General features: G+C 50.6%; 8 protein-coding genes. 5 read left to right on the top strand and 3 right to left on the bottom strand.

Going from position 1 to position 12,673, the window contains the following annotated elements:
- Positions 1-146 precede the first annotated feature (146 nt).
- The 5 genes from ACTS9Y_RS08025 (at position 147) to ACTS9Y_RS08005 (ending at position 7,567) form a co-directional block, all read left to right on the top strand.
- On the top strand, positions 147-1,652 hold the full coding sequence (locus ACTS9Y_RS08025; protein ID WP_442585427.1) for a tetratricopeptide repeat protein: 1,506 nt from the start codon (positions 147-149) through the stop codon (positions 1,650-1,652).
- Positions 1,653-1,818: 166 nt separating this feature from the next.
- Complete coding sequence (locus ACTS9Y_RS08020) at positions 1,819-2,535, top strand: YfiR family protein (protein WP_442585426.1); 717 nt, start codon at positions 1,819-1,821, stop codon at positions 2,533-2,535.
- Between the two features lie 6 nt (positions 2,536-2,541).
- Entirely contained in the window at positions 2,542-4,617 is a 2,076-nt protein-coding gene (locus ACTS9Y_RS08015; RefSeq protein ID WP_442585425.1) for an EAL domain-containing protein, read from the top strand.
- Between the two features lie 49 nt (positions 4,618-4,666).
- Positions 4,667-5,917: an OmpP1/FadL family transporter gene (locus ACTS9Y_RS08010; RefSeq protein ID WP_442585424.1), complete on the top strand. Its 1,251-nt coding sequence runs from the start codon at positions 4,667-4,669 to the stop codon at positions 5,915-5,917.
- 177 nt (positions 5,918-6,094) lie between these two features.
- The gene (locus tag ACTS9Y_RS08005) at positions 6,095-7,567 is read left to right on the top strand and encodes a porin (RefSeq protein WP_442585423.1); all 1,473 of its coding nucleotides are present in this window, start codon (positions 6,095-6,097) and stop codon (positions 7,565-7,567) included.
- 95 nt (positions 7,568-7,662) lie between these two features.
- Here ACTS9Y_RS08005 and ACTS9Y_RS08000 read toward each other — a convergent pair whose 3' ends face one another.
- The 3 genes from ACTS9Y_RS08000 to ACTS9Y_RS07990 form a co-directional block, all read right to left on the bottom strand.
- Entirely contained in the window at positions 7,663-8,574 is a 912-nt protein-coding gene (locus ACTS9Y_RS08000) for a choice-of-anchor A family protein (protein ID WP_442585422.1), read from the bottom strand.
- Positions 8,575-8,710: 136 nt separating this feature from the next.
- A complete protein-coding gene (locus tag ACTS9Y_RS07995; RefSeq protein WP_442585421.1) occupies positions 8,711-11,317 on the bottom strand; it encodes an EAL domain-containing protein in 2,607 nt (868 codons plus the stop codon).
- A gap of 344 nt (positions 11,318-11,661) precedes the next feature.
- Positions 11,662-12,303, bottom strand: a complete 642-nt coding sequence (locus ACTS9Y_RS07990; protein ID WP_442585420.1) for a hypothetical protein — start codon at positions 12,301-12,303, stop codon at positions 11,662-11,664.
- Between the last annotated feature and the right edge of the window lie 370 nt (positions 12,304-12,673).

The following is a 12,673-nucleotide window of genomic DNA, read 5'->3' as shown; positions in this document are numbered from 1 at the left end:
TGACGCTTTAAACTTTGGACTTTAAAACGCCAATCCCGTCATTTTTCTGTTCTAACTCAAAGTGCCTGAACCTTGCAGAATTGCCTGAACCTTGCAGAATTGTAAGATATGTTACAAAATTGTAACAACCTTAGGAATGACGCATCATGGCACTCTCCCTCCCGCAAGAAATCAATGCACTGATCCAGCAGCTGAATGCGCAACAATTCGCCACTGTCGCGAGCCGTGCGCGCCAGCTGGCCGCTCAATTTCCACGTGAGTTCATCTTGCACCACCTGCTTGCGCTGGCATTAGACCAAAGCCAGCAATACCCCGAGGCAGCCCAGGCCTATACGCAAGCATTAAAGCTGCAACCCAATAATGTGGAACTCTGGTTTAACCAGGCCATTGTATTAACGCATTTAAATCAGCTGCCGCAGGCAGAACAAGCTTACCGCAAAGCCATTGCGCTTAACCCGCAGTTTTTTGAGGCGCACGGCAACCTGGGTACCTTGTTACAAAAGCAAGGTCGCCTGGATGAGGCGATCACCAGTTATCAAACCGGCTTGCGCATACAACCTCAAGATGCGCGCGGCCACTTTAATCTAGGCACCGCCTACCGCGACCAGGGGCATTTGAATGAGGCCGTGCGCAGCTACGAACGTGCCATTGCATTGTTCCCCAATTACACTGATGCCTACAATAACCTGGGCGAAACCTGGCGTGACCAGGGCGATATGACAAGGGCGGTGCAGCATTACCAGCAAGCACTGCAGCGATATCCCGAGCATGCGGGCGCCAACTACAATATGGGCGAGTTTCTTTACCTGGCAAAACGCTATGAAGAAGCGATCCCTTACTTTCAACGCTCGCAACTCGATGACTGGCAATCGCGGGTGCTGTATTGCCTGTACCAGGCTGAAAAGTTTGAAGCTTTTAAGCAGCTACGCGCCGAGGTGATCACGCAAGGCCCGCACACTGCGCCGTTTATTGCTACCTTATCCAGCCATTACAGTATCAATCACGGTGAGGCTGACCCCTACCAGTTTTGTGCCAACGGGCTGGAATTCGTTTATCACCGGCGCATCCCTGAACTGGCGCCTGGCAGCGCGCTACTGGCCGAGCTGCTGCATAATATCGCGCAGACCGATATCGCAGAGCGCAAACAGGCGCGGCTGACGAATGGCAAGCAATCCGCAGGTAATTTGTTCAAGCGACCGGAAGCGGCTTTCCGCACACTGGGTGAATTGGTTAAACGCGAGTTCCGGCTTTACCAGCAGCACTTCCAGCAGGCGCAATGCGCGCTGATCACGCACTTTCCTGAAGCGCTGGAATTTACCAGTTCGTGGTACGTCAATATGCAAAAGGGCGGTCACCTGGATGCACACATCCATGAAATAGGCTGGATCAGCGGCGCGGTTTACCTGGCCATGCCGGAGACCGCAGACCCGAAAGAAGGCGCTTTTGAATACGGCACACATGGCGACGGTTACCCGAAGTTACATGACAATTTCCCCACCAGTTTTATCAAGCCTGGCGTGGGCGATATTGTGCTGTTCCCTTCTTCTCTGTTCCACAGAACCATCCCCTTTCATGCAGAGGCAAACCGCATCTGTGTCGCCTTTGATTTAAAACCCGCCACCCACCTGCAAACAGCACGCAGCCAGTACTGATTGTGCACCGGCAGCGATGGCCTAATCCACACATAACACTAAAATAATTTGATTATCATATACATACAGAATTTATCAGTGTTTTAGATTGTAGATTTTGCGCCACAAGGTATGATGTTTCATTGTTAAGCGCTAATTGCCTGCACCTGTCGCAAAAGGATAGTCAGTGGCGCTCCCCGATGACACTTCAAGGGAGTTCAGCCTGAAAATGAAACCTAGCTTTTGCAGGAGAACGCAGCGACTCAGCCTGGTGATGTCACTTTTCCCCGGCTATGTCTCCCATCATTTACCCGTTATGTTGCAGCCTGGCCGCCGTGAGAAAATAAAACCACGACATGCTTCAAGCACAACCATCACCACTGCCCTGACCTTGCTGCTGTTATGCCTTGGGCTGGCAACCGCCAATATCGGCTGGGCCGCTTCAGCGCCACATGACATGCGGGAAACGACCTCTGAACTGATTTACAACTTTGCCCTGCTGAGCCAGACGCCAAATCGCCTGCCGCAAGAGGCCTATAACATCTGTGCGTTTGAAGAAGATATAGGTTATCTGCAATCCACCACCCTGGAATCACAAAAACTACAGAATTTGCCGGTGTTTTTAGTGTCATTGAAAACAATCGCTGACGTGAAACGCTGCAATCTGTTGTATATTCAGGACTTTATTCCACAAAAGCCGCTGGAATTGCAACAGTTCATTCAAAAAGAGGTCGTATTGACCGTGGTACATGCCGGGAACAAATTTGCCGACTATGGCCATGTGGTGATTAACGCCCAGGATAAACGTTACCAGTTTGATTTGCGCATACAACCGGCAAAACAGACCGGGATCATGTTTGATGCACGACTGTTGAAATTGGCGACCAATATTATTAACGATTAAGCGTGTATGTTGAGACTGTTTCGTAACCTGAAAATCGCCGAGAAATTACTGCTGACAGAATTGGCAATGACCTTGAGCATGCTATTGGTATTTAGCATATTCGCGCTTGGTAACCACTATCACGACCTCCGCTCGCATCTCATTCAAAACATCCTGGTGCAGATGAATGTGGTGGCCACCTCGATCGGGCCCGCCGTGATGTTTGACGAGCTGAACTCTGCGGCTAAAACCCTAGAACCACTGACAGATAACGAGAATATCCGCACCATAGTCATCCTCAACCAGCAGCAACATACGCTGGAGAGCCTGCATCCACAACATGTATCCACGGCTTCTGGCTGGCAGTGGCTGTATCCCTTCTTTGGCGACATGGAGCTCACCGCGCCTATCATCGTCAATGAAAAAGCCGTCGGCACCTTGCGTGCCATCATCAAACAGGAACAGATCGTCGATATGCTGATCGGCTTTGCCTGGTCGAACACCATCGCCGCCATTGCAGCGGCGCTGTTCGGTTATTTAGTGATGTGGCGATTGAATCGCTACATCGTCGGCCCTATCCACACCCTGCAAACCTTCGTCAGCAACATCACCAAAAACCACCATTACGATCAACGCATTTACAGCACCAGCCAGGATGAGATCGGCCTGCTGGGCAAAGACATCAACAACATGCTGGAAAGCATCAGCCAACGCGATGCCCAGTTGCAGAAAGAGTTGGAACACCGCAAGGAGATCGAAGAAAAACTGCAATTCCTGGCGCATTACGACAAAAGCACGCTGCTACTTAACCGCCATGCGTTTGAAGAAATCATCACCAAAAAAATCACCACGCCTGCGGATGAGCGCAAACGTGTTTACCTGCTATTGCTGGACCTGGACCGTTTTAAAATCGTGAATGATACGTTTGGGCATAATACCGGCGACAAATTGTTGCAACAGGTCGCCCATAGGCTGCGCGGCAATATGTCGCAGGAAGATGCGATCTTCAGGCTGGGCGGTGACGAATTCGCCGTGATTCTCGAAGCGCCCAAGCGCAGCACCATAGAGCAGGTTTGCAACCGGGTGATTCAAAACATATCCACCCCGTTTATCGTCGATGACCATGAGATCCATATTGGCGTCAGTATCGGTATTGCTACCTTAAGGCCTGGTTTTGACTCGAAGACAGAAGTCATGAAAAACGCCGACATGGCGCTTTACCAGGCCAAAGATGCCGGCAGAAACACCTTCCGCTTTTACAGCGATGAAGATGAAGTCAACACCTCTGAACTGCGCACACTGCGTGAAGAACTTCATTTTTCATTGCAAAACCAGGAGCTGGAGCTCTATTACCAGCCTATCATTCATACCCAGCAGATGAAGACCATAGGCTTTGAAGCCTTGCTCAGATGGCGCCACCCGACCAAAGGCGTGCTCGCGCCGGACCAGTTTATCCATCTGGCAGAAGGCTCCGGCCTCATCATCAGTATAGGCGCCTGGGTCATCCACCAGTCACTGAAACAACTGTCCATGTGGCAGCAAACGTTTGATAGTGAGCTGTTCATGAACGTCAATATTTCCTCCCGTCAACTGGATGATGACAGCCTTTCGGGCACCATACGCCACGCGCTGGATTTTTATCACATTGCGCCACGCACCCTCAATCTGGAGATCACCGAATCCATGGTGATGCGCAATATCGAATCTGCCAAGCATATCCTGTATGCCCTGAAGCAGCTGGGCATAGGCATTGCGATTGATGATTTTGGCATTGGCCATTCTTCCATGAATTACCTCAAACAGCTGCCGGTTGATATCCTCAAGATCGACAAGCAATTCACCGCAGGCATTCCGCACGATAAAGTGGATATTGCCATTGTGGATGCATTGGTGGCACTGGCGGTCAGCCTCAACCTGAAAGTGGTGGCTGAAGGCGTAGAAAGCGCCATCCAGTTTGAATACCTGCAATACAAACTCTGCCACCATGTGCAGGGCTATCTGTTCAGTGCTGCGCTGTCTGCCAGCCAGACCACCGCTTTCCTGGCAGATTTTCCGGAAAGCATCCCGGCCGGTTTCCGCAAAGTCGTGCAACCGGAAGTCTGATGTTGCGGTTGAGATCATTTAAAAAATAGAGCACGTTTTAGGGGGATCCATGTCACGTTTTTCGTCGCCACTCATGCTTGGCATTTTACTGTCCGGTTACCAGCTCACAGGCCACGCGGCCGGCTTTGCCCTTTCCGAGCAAAGTGGCAGCGGCATGGGTAACGCCTATGCGGGCGCAGCCGCAGTGGCTGAAGATGCCAGCACGATTTATTTCAACCCCGCCGGCATGACCTATATCGAGGGACACCAACTGGTAGGCGCTTTGCATACCATACGCACCTCAGGTGACTTCAATAACAAAGGCAGCACCGTGGCAGGGGGCGAAGGCGGTGATTTTGGTGGCTGGGCTTTTTTACCTAATTTTTATTACAAACAGGATCTGACAGAGCAGGTCAAATTCGGTATCGGCATGGGCACACCGTTTGGCCTAAAAACTGAATATGACAAAAACTGGCTGGGACGTTTCCAGGCAGTGAAATCCGAACTTAAAACCATCAACATCAACCCGTCACTGGCCTGGAAAGTGAATGAGCAATGGTCATTAGGCTTCGGGATTTCTGCCATGTGGGCAGAGGCTGAACTGACCAGCGCAGCCAACCTGGGCCCGGCAGGGGTGACGACGGTTAAAAACAAAGGCGATGACTGGGGCTTCGGCTACAACCTGGGTGCGATTTACCAGGTCACGCCAGCCACCCGTCTTGGCGTTGCTTATCGCTCAAAAGTCGAGCAGCATTTAAAAGGCGATGTCCGTTCACCTTCCACTGTCACCAGCGCCAGCCCGACGCAGACGTTGAATACCGACATCACCGCAGACCTTACTCTGCCGGAAACCTTTTCTTTCAGCACCTTCAGCCAGCTGAATGACCGTTGGGACTTACTGACAGATATTACCTGGACGCGCTGGAGCCAGTTTAAAGAGCTGACCATACGCCGCGATAATGGCTCTAACTCCGTGGTAGGCTCCACCGTTGAGCACTGGAACAACACGCTGCGCTATTCTGCCGGGTTGAATTATCGTTATACAGATACGCTGAAACTGCGCACCGGTATCGCTTACGATGATGAAGCGATCGATAATGAGCACCGCACCGCACGCATCCCTGGCAATGACCGCATCTGGCTGTCTTTAGGCGCTACCTGGCAATATAGCCCTGCGACCAAGCTGGATATCGGTTATACGCACCTGTTTATCAAAGATGCGCGTATCAATGATGATCAACGGCCCACAAGAGGATTGCTGTCAGGCACCTATGAAGGCAGCGCGGACATTCTAAGCCTGCAATTTGCGCATAATTTTTAACCGGTTACCTGGCTTTAAACAATAGCCGTGAGTGCTTTGCCTCACGGCTATTTCATTTCCCTCAGTGCCGATTCTGGCATGTCAGGTCGGTGTAAGCAGGCTGTCATCTAACATTCACACACAAAAACGAGAATTGCTGCTTTGTAATCACAGCAACGTCGCTTTCAAGGATACCGGATGACCATCAGACATTTTTTTAAACTCGCACTCCTGCCACTGACCATACATCAGGCGTTTGCCGCCCAGGCGCAAAGCGCGGCTGACCAATCCAGCATGGCCCCGCAAGATCCGCCTTCCCTGGTGTCACGTTTTATGAATGACGATAACCCGTTCCGTATCAATTTTGACCTGGGCGACCATCCTTCTTATTTCCAGGTCTATGGCCTGGTCGATATCGGCCTCACCCATATCAATCACTCCTTACCTGAAAACTACGAATTAGCGAATAACTTCTATCCTTACTCCGGTGCAAAAAAGACGCCTAGAACCACTTCAAGAACCAACTGGGTGAATGGTGGCTGGCAAGGTTCGCGCCTGGGTTTCAAAGGTGAAGTTGCCAAACTGCAAGCATGGGAGCATGACTTTAAATTCATTTATCAATTTGAATCCGGCTTTAATACGCTGGATATGAAACTGCATGATGCTGCGCAAACACTGGCGGATAACTCCGGCACCAATGCCAACTCCAGCGTCAGCGCCAACTCTTCCATGAACGGTGAATTGTTCACACGCCAGGCGTGGGCGGGGATAGATGGCGGTTCATTGGGCAAACTGACCTATGGTACCCAATACAACCCGTTTTTTGAAATCACTGTGACTTATGACCCTAACGGTAAAGCGGACAGTTTTTCACCATTGGGTGAAAGCGGCACGGTGGGCGGTGGCGGTGGTGTGTCTGAAAACTCGCGCATGAAAAACTCGATTAAATACGCCAATGTTTATGAGCTGGAAGACCATGACAAAATCAATTATGCCGTGATCAACCAGTTTGGCAATTCGGCAGGCACATCGCACGGCAATGGCTTTACCACGCAACTGGGTTACGAAAGCAGTGCATTTGGCGTGCAGTTTGCCTATGATAAATTCTTCGACTCGGTACGTTCGGGCACTGCCGCGCCTGGTAATCCTTTAGCCAATGACACCATTGCCGTAGCCCTGCTGAATACCGAAGCCGCCTTGCTGACCGGCAGATGGTCACCCACCAAAGACCTGAAGATCATCGGTGGCATGGAGTGGTATCAGTTAAAACCTTCCTCATCGCCTACCATCAGTTATCACAACATCTATGATCAAACCGTGTTTGGGGGCGTGGCTAGCTCATCATTACGGCCAGGCTTTAAACAGGATAATCATGTGTATTACCTGGGTGCCAACTTTGACTTTGCGCAACGTGTGCCGGTACTGGCTGGCCTGACCACTTCCATCGGCTTTTATGAAACAAAAGCCGACGCCATTGAAGGCCCGACAGTTTCAACCAATTCGCAGGGCAAGATCGACACCTGGACGGCGATGGCTGATTACCGGTTTAACAAGCGCTTTGATACGTATGTGGCTTATACCACCAACCATTTCTCAGGTGACAAATACCCGAGTGCGACTACTTACCGTGATGTCAGCAGTGTAGGGGCAGGTTTGCGTCTCAAGTTTTAACAGCGGTATCTGAGCCAAGGCTCAAACAAAAAAAGACTCAAGCTGTGCTTGAGTCTTTTTTATTGACCACACTTATTCAGTGCAACAACGTGCGATCAAACAATGGCGTTACGTCTGCGTACTGACAAGCCAATCAGGCCTAATCCCACCAGCAACATGCCATAGGTTTCTGGTTCTGGCACTGGCGTTACTGTTAAACCAGCCACGTTGGTAGCCTGGAAATAATTACCGGTCCCCACAGTACCTGCATTCCAGTTATTGGCAATGACATTGCCGAAAACGGTGCCTGACCCCGTAATGGTCGCCACTGGTGCCAGCAAGGTGCCATTGGCACTACTGGTGGTATTGACGCTAACGGCTTCGTAGAAATTGAACAATGCGTTATAACCGGAGAAATTGGTACCGGTGCCGCCATTGAAAATCCCACTGGTCCCAGAGATATTCAGGATAATGGTTTGACCCGCCTGAAAGCCGGTGAAGTTAATATAAGTCGCACTTGAATAATCTGCACCGTTCAGGTTGAACACTTGCGCGCCCGTGCCGATGGCGGTTAAATAAATACCACCCCATTTAGCTTCGGCAGTCCCAGTGTCTTGTACTTGCTTGAGGCTGGAAGATAACGCGGTCAGGCGTGCCTGCTCGCTCGCAAAGTTGACCGGGTTGCTGGCGCCATAAGTGCCACCATTAGTAGTAAAGCCACCGCTGGCAGTGCCACCCGCATACATATTGCCATTGAACACGTCGCCGCTGCTGAAATGCAGGTCATTACCAACCACCAGAGAATAGCCGTTCACTGCTTTATTACTGGTGTTGATGGAGTAGCTGGTGATATCCAGGTTACGGCCTACCGCCAATGCGCCCTGGACAGTACCGCTCGGGTCTATGAAATCATTAAAAATAAACGCGTTAAATTGGCCGGCAACGCCTAAATCAAGCACCGCTGCTGAAGCACCAAACGCCTGCACCGACAATGCGGTGATCACTAACGACTTCATAAATAATTTCATATTGCCTTCTATTTGATTTGTTGGAATATATTCAGGTTGGCATACTAATAAATAACGCTGCAATTAGCATGTGTTTTTAACTACTTTTACGTTGTGGTTTTATCGTCGTCAGGCGAGAGCAGCTATGCGCCAGGTGCTAGCAAATATCCGCTTTAGGCGCAGCAGGGTCTGCTTTTTGGGCTTCGGCTTCTAGTAATTGCTCAAACGCTTCTGCCGGAACAGGCGGGGAATAGAAGAATCCCTGAGCATAATCGCAATGGATGTCACGCAGCAGGTCGCGCTGCAAGGCGGTTTCCACGCCTTCGGCAATGACTTTAAGGCCCAGTTTATGCGCCATGACGATGATGGCCTCGCATAACACATAACTTTCGTTGCCTTCGTTCAGCTCGCGTGTAAACGATTGGTCGATCTTGAGGAAATCAATATCAAACTTGCTCAGGTAAGATAAAGATGAATAGCCGGTACCAAAATCATCAATGGCGACCTGAACGCCCATATCCCTGAAGTGCAGCAGACGTTGCTCAACCACCGGGTCAGGATTCAGCAACAGGCCTTCAGTGATTTCAACCACGATACGCTTGCCTTCCAGGCCAAGCTCTTGCATCAGTTGCATCCAGTCGCTGCTCATGGCTGAGGGCTCGATAAACTGCATCGGGGACTTGTTCACGCTGATGGCAAACTCATCGCCCACCAGTGCCTGCCATTTCAAGGCATTTTGTGCCGCTTGCCTGAAAATCCAGTCGCCCATGCGGATGATTTCGCCGGTTTCTTCTGCCACCGGGATAAATAAGGCCGGGCTGATCAATCCGCGCTTGGGGTGCTGCCAGCGCATGAGTGTTTCAGCTTTGACGATTCTGTCACTACGCAGGCAGATGATAGGCTGGTAAAAATCACGTAACTCATTGTTTTCTACCGCGGTGCGCAAATCCCTTGCTAACGAGGTACGCTGCGTTAGTGCTTCGCGCATCGCTACTGAGAAATAGCACACATTATCGCGACCGCGGCTCTTGGCTTCGTACATCGCCTGGTCCGAGTGCTGGATCATCTCTTCCGCATTAGCGGCATCATCGGGAAACTGGCTAATGCCGATGCTGGCAGTGACAAAGATGCGTTCACCGCCCAGGATATAAGAATGAGAGATATGCTGCAGCAACTGCTTGCATAGCGTTTGCAGGTCGGCCACTTCATCCGGCAGGATCACGGCGAACTCATCGCCCCCCAGGCGGGCCACGGTCGCGCTATCCACCAGGTTCTGCCGGATGCGGCGCCCGACTTCGATCAGCAGATCATCGCCTCTGTGATGGCCCAGCGTATCGTTCACATCTTTAAACTGATCAAGATCGAGAAACAGCAGGGTCAGCCGCTGCTGTTTTAGTGCCGCTTCCTGAATCGCTTCCACCAGCCGCTTGTTGAAGTAATGGCGATTGGGCAACTGGGTCAGGCTGTCATAATTCGCCTGCCGCCAGATGGCTTCTTCGGCGGCTTTTTTCTCGGTGATATCGAAATGCGTGCCATGCATCACCAGCGGCTCGCCAGTCGGGGTGCGCGAGATCAGGCTGCCACGGTCAGACACCCAGATCCAGCGCCCGTCTTTGTGGCGCATACGGATATCGCACTCATAAAAATCCATTTCCTGGTTGAGATGGCGTTCAATCAGCTGCATGGCCATCTGCAAATCATCGGGGTGCATCAGGGTCTTGGCAGTTTCAAGCGACAGCGGTTTGAGTTCGTCTAGCGTGTAGCCCACGATCTCGGCCCAGCGTGCGTTAAACTGGCATTCGCCGGTCTGCATATTCCACTCCCAGGTGCCTGCCCGGGTCGCATCAATGATCTCTGTCAGGCGCAAACGCTGGTTTTCTATCTCCTGGCTTTTACTCTCGATCTCGGCGGTTTTCCGCCTGACAGCCACACGCAAAGTAAACACCAGCAATGCCAGCACCACCGCCACCACCAGCACAAATACCAGCGCCAGAATCACCTGTCTCGAATAAGGGTTGCGCGGCACACGGCTACCTTTCCATTTGGCTTCTATGGCCTCCAGCTCCGCGGCAGTGATGCTTGCAGCTCCCTGCTCAATCAGGGCGAGTATCTGCGGATTGTCTTTTTTGACTGCGCGATGGAATTTGCCGTGATACAGGGTGAATGAGCGCAGAATGCTATCCTCCGCGCCCAGGCGGTACAGGTAGTAGCGCGCAGGATAATCATCCATGCAACTGATCATGACTTGCTGGTTCAGGGTCGCGTGGATAATCTCGTCATAACTGTTATACACCCTGAAAGACTTCACCCCGGCCTCTTTCAGCTGAAAAATGCAGCCATCTCCTTTTTGCACACCAACAGTAAAACCGGCCAGCGACTCGGCAGAGATCAACCCGCCCATGCTGGCATGTGAATAGATGCCGACAGAGACCGTGGCATAAGGCGCTGAAAACGCATATTTCGTTTCACGCTCGGGATTGCGAAAAATCATTTCAATGACATCCGCATGGCCGCTCAGCAATTGCTGTTGCGCCATCTCCCAGGTGGTAGAAACCAGTGTGACATCGACACCGGTTTTCTGCTCCCACAGTTTCCAGTAATCCGCCACGATGCCGACGGTATTGCCCTGGTCATCGCGGAATAAATAAGGTGGATAATTATCATCACTGATGACAGTGATGGCATTTTCCGGCGTGGCAATAGCCTGACAAACACTGGTCAGACTAAAGAATAAAAAGAGTGAATAGCGGATAAAGGAACACATGTCGAATAGGTGTGACCACTTACATCAATTCAACTTTCGTCACATGAAATAACTATTGTTTGGATTGTGGAACCGATTATGCAGGATATGAAAAATTAAAACCATCTAAATACAATTAATTAAATCTTAATGATTACAATATATTTTTTACCTTAGGCAAAAATCAGACATCCGGCGATCAGCCTGGAGAAAACCTGAGTCCTGTGTCCGTCTGGCATGCACTTCTGACAGTGCATTCTGCATCAACTGCCAGCCTTTACATTTCGGCAAGTGGCGTTTGGCATGGCACATACCGGGATTGCCTTTCTAACGCATAACAGTGCGTATCGCGCGGGCAACTGCCACTAAAACACGCGTATCAGCCTGAAACTCCATAATTTTTCAGTTTTACCAGTCGCATTGAGTGTGGAAGTCGCAGCCCCCGCCTGTATGGTGTAGTGCTGGTTGATATCATAGTGCAGTTGCGGCGTCAGCCGGTAACGCCACGACCCGCCGCTACTCACTTCCTGGTTCAGTTCCAGCCCTAACGTCAGCCTAGGAGAAACATCATAGAACACAGTGTTGTTCAGCAGATACTCGACCTCGGCACTGCGATTAATGCCATGAATGCGCACTCCCAGCATACTGAGTGAAGACCAGCTATCCGCCCAGCGGATAGCGTGAATATACGTCGCGTCACCAGAAAGGGTCTTGGTATGTTTATTGAGGTCCACAAATGCCTGCCAGCCATTCGCCATGCCCAGATGGTTATAAATACCTAAGGTTTTTTGAATCGCCACCTTGTATCTTTCATGGCTGGCATCTTCAAATGGCAATTCAAGCTCCAGCGCCAGGTCATCTGCCAGGCCATACTCAACCTCAGGTGCCCAGTTGACATCGTTGGTTTGCTGGTTGATATCCACCAGCGCATTGATTTCCATATCGCCCTGCCTCACCCCTAACGGACGCACCAGGTCATACACCATAGGTTCGGGGATTCTTAGCAAACGATCGCTGTGTGCCGCGTCGGTCTCTCGAAAAACGGGTTCTTCTGAGGCCTGGGCTACCGGCAGTAAAAGTGAGGAACAATAAACCAATGTAAAAATATTTCTCTTCAACTTCATCATTGAATTGATATAAATAAAAATGCAATGCTATCATGGCAATCAGGAGATGAGGTTACACAAGCATTTATAGCCTGGTCGGCATAGGTTTTAAATGCGCAATCTCTGAGTGAACAAGTAACACCCTTGCAAAAGATGAACTTGAACCAGCTTAGCGAGTCACTAATGCTAATCAGCATCTTTGCATTTATCTGATTTTTTTAACGTTTTCCTGGATTAACGTTTCCTAGATTAGGATCAGAGCAAGGAACCT

This window comes from Methylophilus sp., assembly GCF_052173275.1.
GTDB lineage: Bacteria > Pseudomonadota > Gammaproteobacteria > Burkholderiales > Methylophilaceae > Methylophilus.
Note: the sequence above shows the minus strand (reverse complement) of the source record. Positions and strands in the feature narration are given on the sequence as shown.